Source organism: Bradyrhizobium amphicarpaeae (genome assembly GCF_002266435.3).
Classification (GTDB): Bacteria; Pseudomonadota; Alphaproteobacteria; order Rhizobiales; family Xanthobacteraceae; genus Bradyrhizobium; species Bradyrhizobium amphicarpaeae.
On sequence record NZ_CP029426.2, the window covers coordinates 3,668,326 to 3,689,475 of the forward strand.

At 64.7% G+C, this 21,150-nt stretch carries 16 protein-coding genes; 5 read left to right on the forward strand and 11 right to left on the reverse strand.

Features of this window, described 5'->3' with window-relative positions:
* Positions 1 to 16 precede the first annotated feature (16 nt).
* From CIT40_RS17005 to CIT40_RS17020, 4 genes are all read left to right on the forward strand, one after another.
* Positions 17 to 1,759, forward strand: a complete 1,743-nt coding sequence (locus CIT40_RS17005) for an FAD-dependent oxidoreductase (RefSeq protein ID WP_094890266.1) — start codon at positions 17 to 19, stop codon at positions 1,757 to 1,759.
* A 399-nt stretch (positions 1,760 to 2,158) separates the two neighbouring features.
* The gene (locus tag CIT40_RS17010; RefSeq protein WP_094890267.1) at positions 2,159 to 3,190 is read left to right on the forward strand and encodes a TRAP transporter substrate-binding protein; all 1,032 of its coding nucleotides are present in this window, start codon (positions 2,159 to 2,161) and stop codon (positions 3,188 to 3,190) included.
* Positions 3,191 to 3,205: 15 nt separating this feature from the next.
* Positions 3,206 to 5,095: a TRAP transporter large permease gene (locus tag CIT40_RS17015; protein WP_094890268.1), complete on the forward strand. Its 1,890-nt coding sequence runs from the start codon at positions 3,206 to 3,208 to the stop codon at positions 5,093 to 5,095.
* A 21-nt stretch (positions 5,096 to 5,116) separates the two neighbouring features.
* Complete coding sequence (locus CIT40_RS17020; RefSeq protein ID WP_162307532.1) at positions 5,117 to 6,766, forward strand: acyl-CoA synthetase; 1,650 nt, start codon at positions 5,117 to 5,119, stop codon at positions 6,764 to 6,766.
* Positions 6,767 to 6,821: 55 nt separating this feature from the next.
* Here CIT40_RS17020 and CIT40_RS17025 read toward each other — a convergent pair whose 3' ends face one another.
* From CIT40_RS17025 to CIT40_RS17070, 10 genes are all read right to left on the reverse strand, one after another.
* Entirely contained in the window at positions 6,822 to 7,799 is a 978-nt protein-coding gene (locus CIT40_RS17025) for a TRAP transporter substrate-binding protein (protein ID WP_094890270.1), read from the reverse strand.
* 32 nt (positions 7,800 to 7,831) lie between these two features.
* Entirely contained in the window at positions 7,832 to 9,145 is a 1,314-nt protein-coding gene (locus CIT40_RS17030) for a TRAP transporter large permease (protein WP_094890271.1), read from the reverse strand.
* 2 nt (positions 9,146 to 9,147) lie between these two features.
* Positions 9,148 to 9,777, reverse strand: coding sequence for a TRAP transporter small permease (locus CIT40_RS17035; RefSeq protein WP_094890272.1), 630 nt, complete (start codon positions 9,775 to 9,777; stop codon positions 9,148 to 9,150).
* Between the two features lie 129 nt (positions 9,778 to 9,906).
* Positions 9,907 to 10,704: an MBL fold metallo-hydrolase gene (locus tag CIT40_RS17040; protein WP_094890273.1), complete on the reverse strand. Its 798-nt coding sequence runs from the start codon at positions 10,702 to 10,704 to the stop codon at positions 9,907 to 9,909.
* Positions 10,705 to 10,717: 13 nt separating this feature from the next.
* Positions 10,718 to 11,494, reverse strand: a complete 777-nt coding sequence (locus CIT40_RS17045; RefSeq protein ID WP_094890274.1) for a TatD family hydrolase — start codon at positions 11,492 to 11,494, stop codon at positions 10,718 to 10,720.
* 205 nt (positions 11,495 to 11,699) lie between these two features.
* Positions 11,700 to 13,754 carry a hybrid sensor histidine kinase/response regulator gene (locus CIT40_RS17050; RefSeq protein WP_094890275.1) on the reverse strand — a complete coding sequence of 685 codons (2,055 nt, stop codon included), beginning with the start codon at positions 13,752 to 13,754 and terminating at the stop codon, positions 11,700 to 11,702.
* A 221-nt stretch (positions 13,755 to 13,975) separates the two neighbouring features.
* Positions 13,976 to 15,982: a methionine--tRNA ligase gene (gene metG / locus CIT40_RS17055; RefSeq protein WP_094890276.1), complete on the reverse strand. Its 2,007-nt coding sequence runs from the start codon at positions 15,980 to 15,982 to the stop codon at positions 13,976 to 13,978.
* A 48-nt stretch (positions 15,983 to 16,030) separates the two neighbouring features.
* Positions 16,031 to 17,077: a DNA polymerase III subunit delta' gene (locus CIT40_RS17060; RefSeq protein ID WP_094890277.1), complete on the reverse strand. Its 1,047-nt coding sequence runs from the start codon at positions 17,075 to 17,077 to the stop codon at positions 16,031 to 16,033.
* Positions 17,074 to 17,760, reverse strand: a complete 687-nt coding sequence (gene tmk, locus CIT40_RS17065; protein WP_094890278.1) for a dTMP kinase — start codon at positions 17,758 to 17,760, stop codon at positions 17,074 to 17,076. Before tmk ends, CIT40_RS17060 begins: the two co-directional genes overlap by 4 nt.
* A gap of 2 nt (positions 17,761 to 17,762) precedes the next feature.
* Positions 17,763 to 19,025: a D-alanyl-D-alanine carboxypeptidase family protein gene (locus CIT40_RS17070; RefSeq protein WP_162307533.1), complete on the reverse strand. Its 1,263-nt coding sequence runs from the start codon at positions 19,023 to 19,025 to the stop codon at positions 17,763 to 17,765.
* Positions 19,026 to 19,175: 150 nt separating this feature from the next.
* On the opposite strand from CIT40_RS17070, the gene CIT40_RS17075 reads away from it, so the two are divergent.
* Positions 19,176 to 20,129, forward strand: a complete 954-nt coding sequence (locus CIT40_RS17075) for an alpha/beta fold hydrolase (protein WP_094890280.1) — start codon at positions 19,176 to 19,178, stop codon at positions 20,127 to 20,129.
* Here CIT40_RS17075 and CIT40_RS17080 read toward each other — a convergent pair.
* Positions 20,126 to 21,052: a septal ring lytic transglycosylase RlpA family protein gene (locus CIT40_RS17080; RefSeq protein WP_094890281.1), complete on the reverse strand. Its 927-nt coding sequence runs from the start codon at positions 21,050 to 21,052 to the stop codon at positions 20,126 to 20,128. The two genes, CIT40_RS17075 and CIT40_RS17080, sit on opposite strands and share 4 nt — an antisense overlap.
* Positions 21,053 to 21,150: the final 98 nt, after the last annotated feature.

Here is a 21,150-nt window from a genome sequence, read left to right on the forward strand (position 1 = left end):
ACGGGAAGGGCGCCGAATGGCACAGGTCAAGCGCTCCGAGGGCATCGAGACCGATCTGCTGGTCATTGGCGCAGGTGCTGCCGGCATGACGGCCGCATTGGTCGGCGCCCAGGAAAGCCTTCGCGTCATTTTGTGCGAAAAGACCGACATGGTGGGCGGCACGACCGCGACCTCCGCCGGGACCGTCTGGATCCCGGGCAACCGGCAAGGGCAGCGCGCCGGGACGCCTGATACGGTTCAGGCGGCGCGCAGCTATCTGAGCGCGATGCTTGGCGAGCATGTGCGCGACCCCCGCGTCGAGATGTTCCTGAAGGCGGGGCCGATCGTGCTCGACTATCTCGAACAGAAGACCAGCGTGTGTTTCGCCGCTCCACCGGTCCACCCCGACTACCGGGACCTCCCGGGAGCTGCGATCGGTGGCCGCGCGCTGGGAGCCATTGCATTCGATGGCCGCAAGCTAGGCCAGGATTTTTGCAGGGTGAGGCCGCCGCGCCGCGAATTCATGGTGCTGGGCGGCATGATGATCGGGAAGGCGGATATCCCAGCGCTACTGGCCCCATTCCAAAGCTGGGCAAACTTTCGGCACGTCGCCGGGATGCTCGTACGGCAAGCGCTTGATCGCATCCGTCACCACCGTGGGACACGTCTAATCATGGGCAACGCACTGGTGGCGAGGCTGCTGGACAGCGTTCGTCGCAGCGGTGTCGACCTGCGCTTTCAGACCGCTCTTCGTGAGATCATTTGCGAAGGCGGTGGTGTCACCGGTGCTATCCTGACATCACCGGGCGGAGAGGTGACCATTCGTGCCCGCAAGGGCGTCGTCCTGGCCACGGGTGGGGTCGGCTGGAGCCGCGAGCTCCGTGAACGCCTGCTTCCGGAGGCGGGGCGTCGATGGTCGTTGACGCCGCCATCGACCACAGGAGACGGTATCCTGGCCGCCGAGCGCATCGGCGGCGTCATCGCGCATGATCTAGAAAGTCCGGCCTTGTGGATGCCGAGCTCGGTCATGACGCAAGCTGACGGCCATGTCTCGGTGTTCCCACACATCATGCTCGACCGCGCCAAGCCTGGGCTGCTCGCCGTCAACAAGGAAGGCCGGCGCTTCGTCAACGAAGCCGATTCCTACCACGACTTCGTCGCGGCGATGCTGCGTTCAAACGCGTCGGCCACGCCGGCTTTCCTGATCTGCGACGGTGGCTTCATCCGCGACTTCGGTATCGGCCTGGTCCATCCAGGTACCAAAGACCTGACCAGGTTCGTGAAGGCAGGCTATCTGATCGAGGGCCAGACCATCGAACAACTGGCGCAGGAAATCGATGTCGATCATCACGGGCTACGTCAGACCGTCGACCGATATAATGCCTTCGCAGAGACCGGCATCGACGAGGAATTTGGCCGCGGCTCCAGCGAACTGAACCGCGTCAACGGCGATCCCCACTACAGGCCCAATCCGTGTCTGCGGCGGATCGGGCCGGGGCCGTTTTACGCGGTCGCGGTATGGCCTTCGGACCTCGCCAGCAGCGCTGGGCTCGCCACGGATTCGTACGGACGGGTTCTGTCGCGCGACGGCGCCCACATACCCGGATTGTACGCCGTCGGCACGGACGCATCCTCGATCTTCCGCGGCACCTATCCGGGACCGGGCACGATGATCGGTCCTGCGATGGTCTTCGGCTGGTGTGCCGCGATGGACGCGGCGGGGACATTGGGCAGCCATTGCGATCAACCTGAGCGCCAAGGTTCGACCTGCGCGGACTGACGTCGGCAAGCCAAGGTAACGTCGAGGAGGGCTTCTAACGGCATAAATCTGCCGCTGCTGATCCACAGGCAGCCATATCCGTGATTCGCATAAGGTATATTATGGAATATCTTTATCTACAATCAGATCAGTTATTTAGGCGAAACTCCTATCATTGCGCATCCGCTTCGGGCCGATTTCGGTCTTCCCCTCAATCGTCGTCTCAGCTCTTGACGGCTACTGTGCATGGGGTTGTTTTTCAAACTTTGCATCCGGCTCATCTCACCGAAAGCCGATATTGCCGTGACCTTGTCCGGCTGCAATAAGCGTGGCCTCGCGAGATCGCAGATGACCTTCAGGGCTTCCGTCCGTATAGGTTTGCGTCTCAGAACAACAACAAACTATCGAGGAAGCAGACCCATGGTCTTTTCAACGCGCTTTTCCCGCCGCTCGCTTCTCAAGGCCTCCGCCGCGACCGCGGTCCTGGGCGGCATCGGTGCGCCCCATGTGGCCCGCGCCCAGAGCGCCGAGTTCACCTACAAATACGCCAACAACCTGCCGGACACCCATCCGCTGAACGTCCGCGCCAAGGAGATGGCGGCGGCGATCAAGACCGAGACCAACGGCAAGTTCGACCTCCAGATCTTCCCGAACAACCAGCTCGGGTCCGACACCGACATGCTGAGCCAGATCCGCTCCGGCGGCGTCGAGTTCTTCACGCTGTCCGGCCTGATCCTGTCGACGCTGGTGCCCGCGGCGTCCATCAACGGCATCGGCTTCGCGTTCCCGGACTATCCCACGGTCTGGAAGGCCATGGACGGCGACCTCGGCGCCCATGTCCGCGGCGAGATCAAGAAGGCCGGCCTCGAGGTCATGGACAAGATCTGGGACAACGGCTTCCGCCAGACCACATCGTCCAGCAAGCCGATCACCGGCCCTGACGACTTCAAGGGCTTCAAGATCCGCGTGCCGGTGTCGCCGCTGTGGACCTCGATGTTCAAGGCGTTCGACGCGGCGCCCGCCTCGATCAATTTCAGCGAGGTCTATTCGGCGCTGCAGACCAAGATCGTCGAGGGCCAGGAGAACCCGCTGGCGATCATCTCGACCGCCAAGCTCTACGAGGTGCAGAAATACTGCTCGCTGACCAACCACATGTGGGACGGCTTTTGGTTCCTGGCCAACCGCCGCGCGTGGGAAAAGCTGCCGCAGGACGTGCGCGCGATCGTCGCCAAGAACATCAACGCCGCCGCGGTCAAGGAGCGTGAGGACACCGCCAAGCTCAATGCCAATCTGCAGCAGGAGCTCGCCGCCAAGGGCCTGACCTTCAATCAGCCCACGGTGGCGCCGTTCCGCGACAAGCTTCGCACCGCCGGCTTCTATGCCGAATGGAAGGGCAAGTATGGCGACCAGGCCTGGGACCTCCTGGAAAAGGCGGTCGGCAAGCTGTCGTAACCCGTTGGGGCCATCATGGCTCATGTCGAGGTCGAGGTGACCGCAGTGGTGGGCGAGGTGGCATTTCAGTCCCCTCGCCGACCTTCCGTGCTGGCTTCGTTCGAGCGCGTGCTTGGTCTCGTCGTCGAGATCCCGGCGGCGACCCTGGTCGTCGCCGAGATCGTGATCCTGTTCGCCGGCGTGGTCGCGCGCTACGGCCTGCACCGGCCGCTGATCTGGTCGGACGAGCTCGCCTCGATCCTGTTTCTGTGGCTTGCGATGCTGGGCGCGGCGGTTGCGTTTCGCCGCTCCGAGCACATGCGCATGACCGCGATCGTGGCCAGCGCCAAGCCGTCCATGCGGGCCTATCTGGATCTGGTCGCGACCTCTGCGGCGCTGGCATTCCTGGTCCTGATCGTCTGGCCGGCCTGCGACTACGCCTATGAAGAAAGCTACATCACCACGCCGGCGCTGCAGATCTCGAACATGTGGCGCGCCGCCGCGCTGCCGGTCGGCATCGGCCTGATGGCGGCGTTTGCCTTGCTGCGGCTGCTGCGCACGGCCGATCGGCGGACGGTCGCAGCTGCTGTCGTCAGTGTTGCCGTCATCATCGGCCTGTTCTGGCTGGCCGAGCCGTCGCTGCGGCCGCTCGGCAATCTCAACCTCGTCATCTTCTTCGTCGGCGTCGCCGGCTTCTGCGTCTTCGCCGGCGTTCCCATTGCGTTCGGCTTCGGCCTTGCGATCTTCGGCTATCTCGCGCTGACGACGCGGACGCCCGTGATGGTTCTGGTCGGGCGGATGGACGAAGGCATGAGCCACCTCATCCTGCTCTCGGTACCATTGTTCGTGTTCCTGGGGCTCTTGATCGAGATGACCGGCATGGCGCGGGCCATGGTGGCGTTTCTCGCGAGCCTGCTCGGCCATGTCCGCGGCGGCCTGCACTACGTGCTGGTGGGCGCGATGTACCTGGTCTCGGGCATATCGGGCGCCAAGGCCGCCGACATGGCAGCCGTCGCGCCGGTGCTGTTTCCGGAGATGAAACAGCGCGGCGCCAAGCCCGGCGATCTCGTCGCGCTTCTGGCGGCGACCGGAGCCCAGACCGAAACCATTCCGCCGAGCCTCGTGCTGATCACGATCGGCTCGGTCACCGGCGTGTCGATCGCCGCCCTGTTCACCGGCGGGCTGCTGCCCGGCGTCGTGCTCGCGATCACGCTGTGCATGCTGGTGTGGTGGCGCTACCGCCACGAGGACATGAGCCATGTCCGCCGCGCCACGGGCGGCGAGATCGGCAAGACCTTCGTCATCGCCCTGCCCGCGCTCGCGCTGCCCTTCGTGATCCGCTACGCCGTGGTCGAGGGCATCGCGACCGCGACCGAGGTCTCCACCATCGGCATCGTCTATGGCGCCCTGGTCGGCCTCCTCGTCTACCGCCGGTTCGACTGGTCGCGGCTGTTTCCGATGCTGGTCGAGACCGCGGCGCTGTCCGGCGCCATCCTGCTGATCATCGGCACGGCGACCGGCATGGCCTGGGGCCTGACCCAATCAGGCTTCTCGCGCTCGCTGGCCGCGGCCATGACCGGGTTGCCCGGGGGCGCTGCTACCTTCATCGCGGTGTCGATCCTGGCCTTCACCATCCTCGGCAGCGTGCTGGAGGGTATCCCGGCGATCGTGCTGTTCGGACCGCTGCTGTTTCCGATCGCCCGGGCCGTCGGCGTGCACGAGGTGCATTATGCCATGGTGATCATTCTGGCCATGGGTATCGGGCTATTCGCCCCGCCGTTCGGCGTCGGCTATTATGCGGCTTGCGCCATCGGGCGCGTCGATCCCGCCGAGGGCATCCGGCCGATCTGGGGCTATCTGCTGGCGCTGCTGGTGGGATTGATCATCGTCGCGATCTTCCCCTGGATCTCGATCGGATTTCTTTGAGGCGTTTGACGGAGGGTGTCGATGAGTGAGCGGCAGAGCCAGTACGATATCGGTCTCGACAAGACCTCCGCGAATTACGTACCGCTGAGTCCCCTAAGCTTCCTCGCGCGCAGCGCCGCCGTCTATCCCGATCACGTCAGCACGGTTTACGAGGGGCGCAGCTTCACCTGGGCGCAGACCCATGAGCGCTGCAAACGCTTTGCGTCCTGGCTCGCGCGCAAGGGCATCGGCGTCGGCGATACCGTGGCTGCGATGCTGCCGAACATCCCGGCGATGAACGAGGCGCATTTTGCCGTGCCCATGACCGGCGCGGTGCTCAACGCGCTCAACATACGCCTCGATGCGCCCTCGATCGCATTCCAGCTCGATCATGGCGGCGCCAAGATCATCCTGGTCGATCCCGAGTTTTCGGGCGTGATCACCGATGCGCTGGCGCAGATGACGGGCGCGAAGCCTTTGGTGGTCGATGTCGACGATGCATCGTTCAAGGGCGGCAGCCGCATCGGCGAGATCGAATATGAGGCGGCGGTTGCGCAAGGCGATCCGGATTTCGCGGCGATCCCGCCGAGCGACGAATGGGACGCGATTGCGCTGAGCTACACCTCGGGCACGACGGGAAATCCCAAGGGCGTCGTCACCCATCATCGCGGCGCCTATCTCAACGCGGTCAGCAACATCCTGGCAGGCCAACTCGGCCAGCATCCGGTCTATCTCTGGACGCTGCCGATGTTCCATTGCAACGGCTGGTGCTTCCCGTGGACCATCGCTGCGGCAGCCGGCATCAATGTCTGCCTGCGCAAGGTCGAGCCGACGAAGATATTCGAACTGATCAAGCAACACGGCGTCACCCACATGTGCGGCGCGCCGATCGTGTATAATGTGCTGATCAACGCCCCCGATGCGCCCAAAGGCAACGCCGCGCGCCGCGTCGTCGGCCTGATCGCCGGCGCCGCGCCGCCGGTCGCCGTGCTCGAAGGCGCCGAGAGCATCGGCATCAAGCTGACCCACGTGTACGGCCTGACCGAGGTCTACGGCCCCGCCTCCGTCTGCGCCGAGCAGCCCGGCTGGGACGAGCTCCCCGCGCCCGAACGCGCGCGCATGAAGCGCCGGCAAGGCGTGCCCTACCCGCTCGAGGAAGGCGTCACCGTCATCGATCCGCAGACCATGCGTCAAGTGCCGCGCGACGGCGAGACCATCGGCGAGGTCATGTTCCGCGGCAACATCGTGATGAAGGGCTATCTGAAGAACGAGAAGGCCACCAAGGAAGCGTTCGAGGGCGGCTGGTTTCACACCGGCGATCTCGGCGTGCTCGACGAGCACGGCTACGTCATCATCAAGGACCGCTCCAAGGACATCATCATCTCCGGCGGCGAGAACATCTCCTCCGTCGAGGTCGAGGACATTCTCTACAAGCACCCGGCCGTGCTGTTCGCCGCCGTGGTGGCAAAGCCTGATCCGAAATGGGGCGAAGTGCCCTGCGCCTTCGTCGAGCTGAAGGACGGCGCCAGCGCCAGCGAAGCCGACATCATCGCCTTCTGCCGCTCGCATCTGAGCGGCTTCAAGACGCCGAAGGCCGTCGTGTTCGGGCCGATCCCCAAGACGTCCACGGGCAAGATCCAGAAATTCCTGCTGCGCAACGAAGTCGGATCGGCGAAGGCGATCACGGCCTGAGCACGTCCTGGAATCTTCCGCCCGCACGCAGATGGCGGGCGGAAGACGTTGATCCTCACATCTTCTTGTAGGCGTCGACCACGGCCTGACCGTCGGGCCCTGCCTTCTTGAGCCAGTCGGTCGTGAGCTGTTCGCCGATCTTCTGGAAGCCGGCCTTCAGCGCCGGGCTCGGCGCCTCGACGGTCATGCCTTTGGCCTTGAGCTGATCGATGTACCAGGTGCTCTTGTCCTCCCAGGCCTTCCAGCCGCGGGTTTCCGCCGTTGCCGCCGCCTTGAGAATGGCCTCCTGGGTGGGCTTGTCGAGCGCGTCGAACGCGGCCTTGTTGACGAAGGTGTAGTCCTTGGGAATCCAGGCCTGCACGTCATAGAAATACTTCAGCGACTCCCAGGCCTTCGCGTCGTAGCCGGTGCCGCCCGACGACATGAAGGAATTCACCACGCCGGTCGCGAGCGCCTGCGGCAGTTCCGCAGCCTGGATCGTGACCGACTGCGCGCCGACCAATTCGCCGATGCGTGCGGTGCCGACGTTATAGGCCCGCCATTTCAGGCCCTTCATGTCTTCGATCGTGGCGAGCGGCTTGTTGACGTAGACGCCCTGCGGCGCCCATGGCACGACGAACAGCAGCTTGAGACCCTGCGCGTCGAGCTTCTTGGCGATCGCAGGCTTGGAGGCCTGGTACAGCTTCATCGCGTCCGGGAAGCTGGTCGCCAGGAACGGGACGACGTCGACGCCGAACAGCGGATCCTCGTTCTCGTGGATCGACAGCAGCACCTCGCCCATCTGCGCCTGCCCGGTCATCACCGCGCGCTTGATGTCCGGTGCCTTGAACAGCGAAGCGCCGGGGTGAACCGTGATCTGGAGCTTGCCGGACGTCGCGGCATCGACATCCTTGGCGAAGGCGGTGAGATTTTCGGAGTGCGGATTGTCCGCCGGGTACGCCGCCGGCAAATTCCATTTGGTCTGGGCCAAGGCGGGGGTCGCAATCGCCATCACGCCCGCGATCAGGGACGCGCGGAATAAACGAGACATCATCGGACTTCTCCTCACATTCGATTTGAATACGCTCAGTCTGGGAAAGCGAGCTTGGGCAGGAACATCACGATCTGCGGATACTCCGTGATGATGAACACGGAGGCGAGCAGCAGGACGAAGAACGGAAACGCTGCCCGCGCAACCGTGAACGTATCCCGCCCGCTCATGTTCTGCAGCACGAACAGGTTGAATCCGACCGGCGGCGTGATCTGCGCCATCTCGACATGGATGATGAGATAGACGCCGAACCAGACCAGGTCGAGACCGGCCTGCCTGACCATCGGCAGCACGATGACGGCGGTCAGAACGATCATCGAGATGCCGTCGATCAGGCAGCCGAGGATGATGTACATGATGCTCAGATACAGCGCGAGCATGCCCGGCGTGAGCTGCTGCCCCTGGACCCAGGTGGCGAGTGCGGCCGGAATGCCGGTATAGGCCATCGCAGCCGTGGTATAGGCCGCGCCCGCCAGGATCAGCATGATCATGCAAGTCAGGCGCGTCGCGCTCATGATGCTTTCGAGGAAGTTCTTGCGCGTGAGCGTGCCGCTCCACCAGGCCAGCAGCAGCGCGCCCGTTACACCCCATGCCGCGCATTCCGTGGCTGTCGCGAAGCCTAGCACCAGCGACAAGAAGACTGCCATGATCAGCAGCAGACAGGGCGCGAGCTTCGCCGACTCCTGCAGCTTCCGTCGGAATGGCATCGGCGGATCGCGCGGCGGAACCTTGTTGGGATTGAGCAGCGACCAGATGATGATGTAGCCCGAATAGAGCACCATCACGAGCACGCCGGGCAGGAAGCCGCCGAGGAACACCTGGAGCACGGAGACGTTCGCCGTGACGGCGTAGACCACCATCGGGATCGAGGGCGGGATCAGGAGACCGAGCGTGCCCGAGCCGGCGAGCGAGCCCAAGCTCAAGCCCTTGTCGTAGCCGCGCTTGTCGAGCTCGGGCAGCGCGATCTTGCCGATGGTCGCACATGTCGCCGCCGAAGAGCCCGACACCGCCGCGAAGATGCCGCAACCGATCACGTTGACATGGGTCAGGCGCCCGGGCAGCCACTGCACCCACGGCGACAATCCTCGGAACATCTCTTCCGACAATTTGGTACGAAAGAGGATCTCGCCCATCCAGATGAACAGCGGAAGCGCGGCCAGCGTCCATGACGAGCTGGCGCTCCAGGTCGTGGTGGCGAGCACGGCGCCGAGCGGCAGGCTGGTCGTCAGCGCCATCGCCACGAAACCGACGAGGCCGAGCGATACCGCGATCCAGACGCCGCTTCCCAGCAGCAGGATCATGACGCCGAGCAGGACGAACGCCAGCTCGATCATGCCGAGATTGGCCATGGTCAACCTCCGCCGCCCTGCGAAATGCGCTCGACGAACTCTTCCGGGGTCTCGTCCGGCGAGCCCTTTTCGTAGGTCGGCCGCTTGCCGCCGACGACCCCGACCATTTCATCGATGAGGGCGATCGACAGGATCGCAAGACCACCGGCGAAGCCGAGCTGCGGGATCCAGAGCGGAAGCGGGACGACGCCCTGCGCCACATCGTTGAAGCGCCAGGAATCGTAGGTCATCTGCACCGCGTAGCGGGTGAAATAGAGGATGAAGGCGGTGGCGATACCGAGCGCCATGATCTCCGCGATCTGCTTGGTTCGCCCGTGCAGACGCTCCAGCAGCAGGCCGACGCGGATCATCTCTCCGCGCTTGAAGGTGTGTGCGAGGCCGAGGAAAGCCATCGCGGCCATGCACCAGGACGCGAAATCATCGCCGGCGGGAATGTTGATCGCAAACTGGCGCCCGACCGACATCGCCATCATGATTACAAAGATCGCAACCATGAAGACGCCGGCGGCGTAGCCTGCCCCGAGATAAAGCAGATCCAGCGCGCGCCGCACCGGCCCCCCCGTCGTTACGTCGTCCCCTGCCACGCAATCCCCATCCTCAACCGAGGCATTCAGCCGACCCGGCGACCGCATATCGCGCGCTGCCGTTCCAGCCTCAATATCGCCCTTGCCCAACGCCTGTCTTTCAGACGTTAGATCAACATGATGCAGCCGATGCAAGCAAGGACTATGCCTGCCGGCGGCGGAATTTCTACCGCAGGTTCAGTGCGTCTCCAGCCGCAGCCCGTCAAAAGCGGGCACGACGCCTGCGGGCAGCGATTGCCGGATGACCTCGTAATCGACGTCGGCCGTCATGTTGGTGATGACCGCACGCTTCGGCTTGAACCGCTCGATCCAGGACAGCGCGTCGTTGATGCTGAAATGGCTGACATGGTTGGTGTAGCGCAGGCCGTCGACGATCCAGAGATCGAGGTTTTCCAGCGCACCCCAGCTCTCGTGCGGGATGTCGTTGAGGTCGGGCGAGTAGGCGGCGTCCCCGATGCGGTAGCCGAGCGCGGGAATGTTGCCGTGCTGTACCAGGAAGGCCGTCATCGTGACGGCGCCGCCTTTCCCCAGAACGGTCTGGCTTTCGCCCGCCTCGATCGAATGCCGGGTCAGGATCGGCGGATAGTCGCTGCCCTCCGGCGAGATGAAGCAATAGGAGAACCGCGACAGGATGTCCTTGGCCGTCGACTGGTTGAAATAGGTCGGGATCCGACGGCGCATGTGCATCACGACCGAACGCAGATCGTCCATGCCGTGGGTCTGGTCGGCGTGCTCATGGGTCAGAAACACCGCGTCGATGTGATCGACGTTGGTCGCGAGCAATTGCTCGCGCAGGTCCGGCGAGGTGTCGATCAAGATGCGCGTGGTGCCGTGCTCGGAGGTCCGTTCGACCAGCAGCGAGCAGCGGCGACGGCGGTTCTTGGGATTGCCGGGATCGCAGGCGCCCCAGCCCAGTGCCGGGCGCGGCACGCCGGCGGAAGACCCGCAGCCCAGGATCGTTAGCGTCAGCGTCATGCGGCTCCCAGTCCTATGCCTTCACCTTGGAAAACAGGCGGAAGAAGTTTTCGCTGGTCTGGCGCGAGATATCGTCGAGCGACACGCCGCGCGTCTCGGCCAGCACTTTGGCGACCTCGACTACATAGGCCGGTTCGTTGCGTTTGCCGCGGAACTTGCCCGGCGCAAGATACGGCGAGTCGGTTTCGACCAGGATGCGATCGGACGGCAGTTCGGCCGCCAGCGCCCGCAAGGTCTCCGATTTCTTGAAGGTCAGGATACCCGTGAAGCCGATGTAGAGGCCGAGCGACACCGCCTTCAGCGCCAATTCGCGTCCGCCCGTATAGCAATGCAGCACGGCGCGAAACGATCCCTTGGCCGTCTCGTCTTCCAGGATGCGCGCGCAGTCCTCGTCGGCTTCGCGGGTGTGGATCACCAGCGGCAGGCCGGTGCTGCGGGCGGCGGCGATGTGGGCGCGAAAGCCTCTCGCCTGCGCCTCCGGCGAGCCGTTGTCGTAGAAATAGTCGAGCCCGGCCTCGCCGAGCGCGACGACTTTGGAATGCTGCGTGAGTGCGATCAGCTCGTCCGGCATGATGCCGTCTTCCTCATCCGCGTGGTGCGGATGGGTGCCGACCGAGCAATAGACGTCATCATAGCGTTCGGCGATCGCGAGCAAGCCCTGCAGTCGCCGCACCCGCGTCGAGATCGTCACCATGCGGCCGATGCCGGCCGCTCGTGCCCGCGACACGAGCCCGTCGAGATCTTCCGCAAAATCCGGAAAATCCAGATGGCAGTGGCTGTCGACAAGCATTCTCTGGCGTCGCCTTCCAAAAACCTCGAGGTCTGCCATTCGCGGATCGCGACCCTCGACGGTGCTGGCTGCCAGTCGACGGGGCCCTCTTCTCACACAGGTAGAGGCAGGGTGAGGCAACGTCAACCGCACCGGCGACCTCGCGCCCCGACCGGTTCCTGCACATGTCGGCTCCGAGCGGCGCTGCGCACGGTCGGTCACAGGATCAGAGGTCCAGGACCTCGCGCACCTTCTGCGCCAGCTTGTCGCTCCTGTAGGGTTTTTGCAGCAGATGCACCCCGGCATCGAGCCGACCATGATGGACGATCGAGTTCTCGGTATAGCCCGAGGTGAACAGGACCCGAATGCCCGGGACGCTCTGTCTGATCCGCTCCGCGAGTTCACGTCCGGTCATGCCGCCAGGCATCACGACGTCCGTGAACAACAGATCGGGCGCACCGGAACGCGAAACTTCCAGGAGCGCTGACGGTCCGTCGCCAGCCTCCGTCACCCGATAACCAAGGCGGCGCAATTGCTGGACGGCAAACATCCGCACATGAGGGTCGTCCTCGACCACAAGGATGGATTCAGCGCCGGTAGCGGCGGGTTCCGGGGCCTGTGAAGATGGGACACCGGTCGTCGTGCCGGCTTGGGCGCGCGGCAAATAGATCTTGATGCACGTGCCGTGCCCGACTTCGCTGTAGACCTGGATGTGTCCTCCCGTCTGCTTGACGAAGCCATATACCATGCTGAGTCCGAGTCCCGTCCCCTTGCCGACCGGCTTGGTCGTAAAGAACGGCTCGAAGATGCGATCACGCATTTCCGGGGCGATGCCGCTGCCCGTGTCGGACAAGGCCATCATGACGTACTGGCCTGGATTGACCTCCAAATTGTGCGCGGCATAATCGTCCGAGAGATCGACATTGGCCGTCTCGATCGTCAGCTTGCCACCCTGCGGCATCGCATCGCGCGCATTGAGGACGATATTGAGAATGGCAGTCTCGGTTTGGCGGATATCGGCGGTCACGCTCCACAACGGCTTCGCAAGTCGAAGTTCGACTTCGACGTTTTCGCCGATGGTACGCCGCAGCAGCGCGTACATGTGCGTCACGACCTCATTCAGATCGAACGTGCTGGGCTCGAGCGCCTGGCGGCGCGCATAGGCGAGCATCAGTTGCGTCAGGCTCGCGCCGCGCTCGGCGGCGGCGATGATCGGCTCGACCAGCTTGCGAAGTTCGTCGTTCTTGATCTCCTCCTTGAGGACCTCGGCGTTGCCGAGGACGACAGTCAGCAGATTGTTGAAGTCATGGGCGATGCCGCCAGTCAGCTGGCCGATCGCTTCCATCTTCTGCGCCTGTGCGAGTTGCGCTTCGATCCGCTTGCGGTCCGTGATGTCTTCCGTCAGGAAGGCGACCCCGCCGATGTTGCCGAGCGCATCGAACCAGGGGCGCACCTCCCAGCGCAGCCATTGCAGCCGTCCGTCGGGTCTCGTGAACGAATCCTCGTCGGCATGCAGTGTCTCGCCCGCAAGGGCGCGACGGTGAATTGCGCGCCAGCGTTCCGGAATTTCGGGAAAGACTTCATAATGTGACAGCCCGCGCAGATCGCGCCCAAGAAGACCGTAGTCGACCAGCCAGCGGTCGCTGTAGACGATGTAACGCAGCTCATTATCGAGCATCGCGATCGCGGCGGGCGAGTATTTGATGAAGTATCTCAGACGCTCCTCGCTCTCGCGCAAGGCTTCCGCTGCTCCTTGCTGGAGCGTTTCGAGGGCTCTGCGGCTGGAAACGTCCCTCACTGCAGCGATCGCGGCATATTGGTCCGCCACAATGATCGGACTGATGCTGATCTCTGCCGGGAATTCCGTCGTATTCTTACGACGCCCGGACAGCAGCAATCCGCCACCCATCATTCGGGAGGTCGGCTTCCGGAAATAGGCCTTGATCTGATTGGAGTGTTCGGCGCGAAATCGTTCGGGGATCAGCACCTCGATCGAACTGCCGACAAGCTCGTCGGGCGCGTATCCGAAAATGTCGGTGACACGGTCGCTGGCGAATTCGATCACGCCAGCGGCGCTGATCATGATAACGGCGTCCGGACTGGCCGCCAGGACCCCTCTGAACCTCGCTTCGCTTGCGCGCAAATCGGCCGCTGTGCGGTCTCGATGAGCAGGTCCCTGCCCCAATCTCAGGTTACGCAGTCGCTGCCGAAATCCGGGTCTAAGCGACCTCCCAAGCTTTTTTGGCGACTTGCCGTCGTCCTTGATATCCGCTGGACTCAATTCTCACCTATCCTGCCCAGGTGCGAAGAGCAGAGTCCGGCGCTCAAGTTGCATTGATCTGGATCAATGACGCGGATCAAATCGCGTGCGCGGCGTCGGTCGCGCGGTTAGCCGCACATCTGAATACCTGTCAGCAAGGGGCTGCACAGGTCCCGGAATCCCGCGCAAGTCTCCGAGGCAAGCGCACGGCCGGGATCCGGGCCCCGGCCGCCGAGTCGTGTTTAAGCCGCGGGCTCGATGTAGCGCGGGAACGCCGGCGTCGGCGCCGGCAGCGTCGAGCCCGGCGCGATCCGCTTGGCGCCGCCGAGCATGGCGAAATTGCGCTCGCCTTCGGGGATGCCGAGGCTGTCGAGCAGCACCCCTGAAGCGGTCGGCATCGCGGGCTGCGTCAGGATCGCGATCTGGCGCACGACCTCGGCAGTGACGTAGAGCACCGTCTTCTGCCTGGCCGGATCGGTCTTGGCGAGCGCCCACGGTGCCTCACCCGCGAAATAGCGGTTGGCCTCCGCGACCACGGCCCAGACGGCGTTGAGCCAGTGATGGATCTGCTGCGTCGCCATGGCATCGCGTGACGCGACGACCATGCCGTCGGCCATCGCAAGAATCGCCTTGTCGTTGTCGCTGAACTCGCCGGGCTCGGGCAACACACCGCCGAGCTGTTTTGCGATCATCGACAGCGAACGCTGCGCGAGGTTGCCGAGATCGTTGGCGAGGTCGGCGTTGATGCGCGCGACGATGGCCTCGTGGTTGTAATTGCCGTCCTGTCCGAACGGCACCTCACGCAGGAAGAAATAGCGCACCTGGTCGACGCCGTACTGGTCGGCCAGGTTGAAGGGATCGACGACATTGCCGACCGACTTCGACATCTTCTCGCCGCGGCTGAACAGGAAGCCGTGGGCATAAACCCGCTTCGGCAGCGGAATCCCGGCCGACAGCAGGAATGCCGGCCAGTACACCGCGTGGAAACGGATGATGTCCTTGCCGATGATGTGCACGTCGGCCGGCCAGTAGCGCCAGTTCTCGTCGCTCTCGTCGGGGAATCCGACGCCGGTGATGTAGTTGGTCAGCGCGTCGACCCAGACATACATCACGTGCTCTTCGTCGCCGGGAACCTTGACGCCCCAGTCGAACGTGGTGCGCGAGATCGAGAGATCGCGCAGGCCGCCTTTGACGAAGCTCACCACCTCGTTCTTGCGGGAATCCGGACCGATGAAGTCGGGGTGATCCGTGTAAAGCTGCAACAGCCTGTCCTGGTAGGCCGACAGGCGGAAGAAGTAGCTCTTCTCCTCGACCCATTCGACCGGCGTGCCCTGCGGGCCGAGCCGGACGCCGTCATCGTTCAAGCGCGTCTCGTCCTCGGCGTAATAGGCCTCGTCGCGCACCGAATACCAGCCGGCATAGACGTCGGCATAGATATCGCCGTTCGCTTCCATGCGCCGCCAGATCTCCTGGCTGGAGCGATGATGCTGCTCCTCGGTGGTGCGGATGAAACGGTCGAACGACACGTTCAGACGCTGGTCCATCTCCTTGAAGCGGCCGGCATTGCGGGTTGCGAGGTCGGCTGCAGACATGCCCTCGCCGGCCGCGGTCTGCACCATCTTCTGACCGTGCTCGTCGGTGCCGGTCAGGAAGAACACGTCCTTGCCGTCGAGCCGCGCAAAACGCGCCAGCACGTCGGTCGCGATCGCCTCATAGGCGTGGCCGATATGCGGGACACCGTTGGGATAGGCGATGGCGGTCGTGATGTAGAAGACGTTGTCGCGCGCGGGGGCGGCAACGGGGGCTGTAGCCCTCGGTGCAGCTGCGGGCGCTGCGGATTGCGACGCCGTGGCGGGCTTCGCCGCGCGCGGCGCCTTCGGCTTCACGGCCTTCGGCGGCGCGGCGACGGGAGCCGGCGTGGCGATCACGGCGGCCGTAGCAGGCTTTGCGGTCTTGACCACTTTCTTCGCCGGCGCCTTGGCGGGCTTCTTGGCGACGGCCGGCTTCCTGGCGGCCTGCTTGCTGGCCTTCTTTGCGGTCTTCGCGGCGCTCTTCTTCACGCCCTTCTTGGCGGCCGCCTTCTTCGCCTTTGCGGCCTTCTTGCCCGTCTTGGCATTGGCAGTGTTGGCATTGCCAGTCTTGGCAGCTTTGCGCGCAAGCGCTTTCACAGCCTTCTTCGCGGCCTTCCTGACGGCTTTCTTCGCAGCCTTCTTCTTGCCCTTGGCGGTTTTCTTAGCTCGCGTTGCCACGACGAATTCCTTTACGGCTTCTCGAATTTTTTTGAATCGAATCTGCGCCTAGCGCGTTGCGTCCGCCAGCCAGCCGAACACCGAGAAAACCAAGGGCTTGCGCTCCAGATTGTAGGTTTCGGTGTCGCGCGCGGCGCGGACGATCTTTTCCCATACCTCGGCTAGGCGCGCAAGGCGCGGCAGGTTCTGGTTGGCATTGGCATCGTCCGCATGCAGGCGCTCCGCGATCCAGCGGTCGATGCTGTCGATGAAGGCGCCGAGCGCGACGCGGTCGTTGGTGGGAAGCGAATCTCCGAGCGTGTGCAGTTCGCGCGGATCGACCTGCGGCAGTCGCGCCAGCATCGCCGCCGCGCGCTGCTGCAGCTTGAGCGCATCGCCGCCGAGCAGCGTCAGCGCCCGTGCAACGCTGCCCTCGGAGGCCTCCGCGGCCTCGCGCAGCGCAGGATCGTTCGGATCGAGCTCGGCCGCCGAGGCCGCCGCCCCGATCACGTCATCGGTGGCGAGCGATCGCAGGCGCAGCTTGCGACAGCGCGACTGGATCGTAGCGAGCACGCGTGCGGGCGCGTGGCTCACCAGGAGAAACAGCGATTGCTGCGGCGGTTCTTCGAGGATTTTCAGCAGCGCGTTGGCCGCGTTCGGATTGAGCTCGTCGACGGTGTCGACGATGCAGACGCGCCAGCCTTCGGCCGCGGCAGTCGAGCCGAAGAAGCCGATGGTCTCGCGCGTCTCGTCCACGGTGATCACGGTGCGCATCACGCCACGATCGTTGGCGGTGCGCTCCAGCGTCAGCAGGCCGCCATGCGAGCCGGCCGCCACCTGCCGCGCCACCGCGTCATCGGGATCGATTGCGAGGTCTTCGGCGCGCTGCACGGCGGGCGCCAGCGGCTGGCCGTGGGCGAGAACGAAGCGCGCCATGCGATAGGCCAGCGTGGCCTTGCCGATGCCTTGCGGACCGCCGATCAGCCAGGCGTGCGGAATCCGCCCGCTGCGATAGGCCGCCAGCAGCGCGGTCTCGGCCTCGCGATGGCCGAACAGCTTCGATGTCTCGCGCGGATGCGGAATGGCGCTCTCACGTTCGGTCTGACGCGGGCTCATGCGGAGACCACCGAGGCAGGTGTGGGAAGGAGCCGGTCGCGCAGCGCCGTCCAGACACGGCCCGCGACCGTGTCAGGGACGGAATTGGCATCGATCAGCACGCAGCGCGCGGGATCGTCCGCGGCGATCTTGCGATAGGCCTCGCGCAGGCCCTGGTGAAAGCCGAGCTTCTCGCCCTCGAACCGGTCGGGCGTGGCGCTGCCGCGGCGCGCAGCGGCACGCTGCAGGCCGATCTCGACCGGCAAATCGAGGATGATGGTGAGGTCCGGCTTGAGATCACCGATCGTGACCCGCTGCATCGCGTTGATCAGGGCCTCAGGCACCTGGCCGAGGCTGCCCTGATAGGCCCGCGTCGAATCGGCGAAGCGGTCGCACAGCACCCAGGTGCCCTGGTTGAGCGCGGGCAGGATCACAGTGCGGACATGATCGTCGCGCGCGGCGGCAAACAGTAGCGTCTCCGCCTCGGGACCGAGCAACCTGCCCATGCCCGACAGCACTAGATGACGCATGATCTCGGCGCCCGGCGAGCCGCCCGGCTCCCGCGTGACGCGGATGCGGAGCTTTGCTGCCATGAGGCGCTCGGCAAGCTTCTTGATCTGGGTCGACTTGCCGGTGCCCTCGCCGCCTTCAAAGGTGATGAAGCGTCCGCGTCCGGACGGCCGCTGTCCCGCGCTCTCACTCATGATCAGAGCTTCTCGGCGCCTGCGCGGAACATGCCGATCACGAGCTCGCTGGCGCCGTCGATCGCGCGTCGCACGGTCGAGCCGGTGCCGATGGCTTCGGCCGCATAGACCGGCGTTTCCACCGCGATGTTGCCACTGCGCCAGACCCTGACCACGCCGACCCGCTGGCCGGCCTCGACCGGCGCCCGCACCGGACCGCTATAGACGACGCGCGCAATCAGCTTGTCGCTGCCGTTCTTGTGCACCATCACCTTCACCGGGGTCTTGGCGACGAGCCTGACCGAGCGGCTCTCGCCGCCGAACACCTTGGCGTAGCCGACGGGCTGCTCGGCCGCGATCAGCGTACGGGTCTCGAAATTGCGGAAACCCCATTCCAGCATCTTCTTGGCTTCCGTGGCGCGATCCTCGGGATCCTCCAGCCCGTTGACGACGACGATCAGCCGCGTGCCGTTCTGCACCGCCGAGCCGACCATGCCGTAGCCGCCTTCCTTGGTGTAGCCGGTCTTCAGGCCGTCGGCGCCTTCCATCGAATTGAGCAGCGGATTGCGGTTGGGCTGACGGATCTTGTTCCAGGTGTATTCCTTCTCGCCGAACAGTTTGTAGAACTCCGGGAAGTCCAGGATGATGTGCCGGGCGAGCACGCCGAGCTCGCGCACCGTCATCTTGTTGCCGGGGTCGGGCAGCCCGTTGGAATTGCCAAAGGTCGATCTGGTCATGCCGAGCTCGCGGGCACGCTTGGTCATGAAGTCGGACGCGAAGATCTTCTCGTTGCCGGCCATGGCTTCGGCGAGTGCTATGCAGGCGTCGTTGCCGCTCTGGATGATCGCGCCGTGCAGGAGGTCGTCGACCGAGACCTTGCTGTTGATGGCCGCGAACATGGTCGAGCCGCCCGAGGGCGCCCCGCCCCTGCGCCAGGCGTTCTCGCTGATCCGGTATTCGTCGGTGAGCTTGACGTCGCCCTTCTTGATGGCATTGAAGACGACCTCGGCCGTCATCAGCTTCATCATGCTGGAGGGCGCACGCAGCTCGTCGGCGTTCTTCTCGAACAGCACGCTACCTGAAGAGGCCTCGATCAGGATCGCGGTCGGAGCATCGCCGTCGAAGCCGGCATCCTCGGTCTTCTTGGCACCCTGGACGCTCTGGTTGGCCGCATAGAGAGCCCCGCTCCAGCCGATCCCCGCCACCACGGCAGCGGCGACGAGCCCGCGTGCCATCGCTCCGGCGGTGAACCGGGTACGGCGGAACGAAAAAACACGAAATGCCATGGCCAAGCCCTGAGAGCGGCGTTCTAACAGTTGGAACCGGTGCGAACAACACAGGCTGACGCCTGCCGTGAGATTGCACGATTCTCGCCGCGCCCCTATCGTGGTATCTTATGTTTCTCGACCAAACCCCTGAAACAAGGCGGAAAAACGATGTCTTTCACCCGCGTGATCAAGGCCAACGGCATCGATCTCTTCGTCCGCGAAGCCGGCCAGGGTCCGCTGGTGGTGCTGTGCCATGGCTGGCCGGAGCTGTCCTATTCATGGCGCCACCAGATCGGGGCCCTCGCCGAGGCCGGGTTTCACGTCGTCGCCCCCGACATGCGCGGTTATGGCCAGAGCTCGGCGCCGCCGGACGCCGCGGCTTACTCGATCTTCGATACGGTCGGCGACGTCGTCGGCCTCGTGCAGGCGCTCGGTGAGACCAAGGCGATGGTGGTCGGCCATGATTGGGGCGCGCCGGTCGCCTGGCACGCGGCGCTGTTCCGGCCCGATATCTTCACGGCGGTTGCGGGCCTGAGCGTCCCGCCACCGTTCCGCGGCCGCGGCAAGCCGCTCGACCTGTTGCGCCAGGGCGGCGTCACCAATTTCTACTGGCAGTACTTCCAGGCGCCCGGCGTCGCCGAGGCCGAGCTGGAACGTGACGTCGACCGCACCATGCGCATCGTGCTCGGAGGGCGCGGCCTCGCCGATCCCACCGCCGCCATGTTCGTGCAGGAGGGCAAGGGCTTCCTCGGCCACGCGACCACCGATGAGCCGCTGCCCGGCTGGCTCGGCGAGGCTGACCTCGCCTATTTCATTGAAAGCTTCCGCAAGTCCGGCTTTCGCGGCGGGCTGAACTGGTACCGCAACCTCGACCGCAATTGGGAGCTGACGGCGCCCTGGCAGGACGCGCAGATCCGTCAGCCCTCGCTGTTCATCGCCGGCTCCAAGGACGCCGTCATTACGGGCCTGATCGGCGCCAAGCGCGTCAACGAGCTCGAGCGCGTGCTCCCCAACCTGAAGCGAAAGCTGATCATCGAGGGCGCCGGCCATTGGGTGCAGCAGGAACGGCCTGACGAGGTGAATGCGGCGCTGTTGAAATTCTTGAAGGAGAGTGCGGCCTAATACAGCCCGCGGCCGCTCAGGATGCTGCGGGCCTCGGCAGCGCCGTCGGCCGACGCGGGAGCGCTCTGCGCGGCATAGCGGCCGTCTTCCTCGTAGGACACGGCGCGGGCGTTGTGGACCGCCCGGCCCCGGCTGCGGCTCGAGGCCGACATTTCCGAGGTCGCGTTGAGCGAGGCCATGTCGGCGGAGGTCGTGCCGAGATTATAGGGTCGTCCCTCCGGCATCGGCACATCGCCGCGAATGGCACCGCGGCTCGATCCCGATAATTCGGGCACGAACGGCTTGGCCGAGGCGACCCGGACCATCGAGGGCGACGGCGCCGGCACACCGGTTCGCAGGGTCGCCAGGAGCTGGCGGTCGTCGGAGCCTTCGAGCGGCGCTCGGCCGACATATTCGACGCGGACCCTGGCGACGCCATTGCCTTTGAATTCAAGCAGTTCGGCAGCCTTGTTCGAGACATCGATGAGGCGATTGCCGTGATAGGGCCCGCGATCGTTGACGCGCACGATCAGCGACTTGCCGTTCGAGACGTTGGTCACCCGCGCATAGGACGGCATCGGCAGGGTCGGATGCGCCGCGGTCAGCGAGGTCATGTCGAACACCTCGCCATTGGCGGTCAAGCGGCCGTGGAAGTCGTCGCCGTACCAGGACGCCATGCCCTCGGCGCGGTAGTTGACGTCCTCCTCCGGGACGTAGGTCTTGCCCGCCACGACATAGGGCTTGCCGACGCGGTAGGTGCCGCCGCCCTTCGGGACCGGGTCCCCGAACGCCACGACCCGGGGGCTCGAGGACACGCCGTATTTCGGGTCGACGCGGCCGGCGAACTTGCTGGAGGAGGCGCAATTGGCCAGCGCAAGGCAGGTCGCGACCATCGCAACACCACGCGCGGCCCGCAAAACCGAATCTGACCGTCGGATCCCCATGCGCCCCAAATACCACTTTGCCGGAGGCGTACCCAACCCGCTTTGTCTACGGGGAGCGCTGTCCGGTCCTTTGATCCGAGGCGGCCCACCACCGCGTC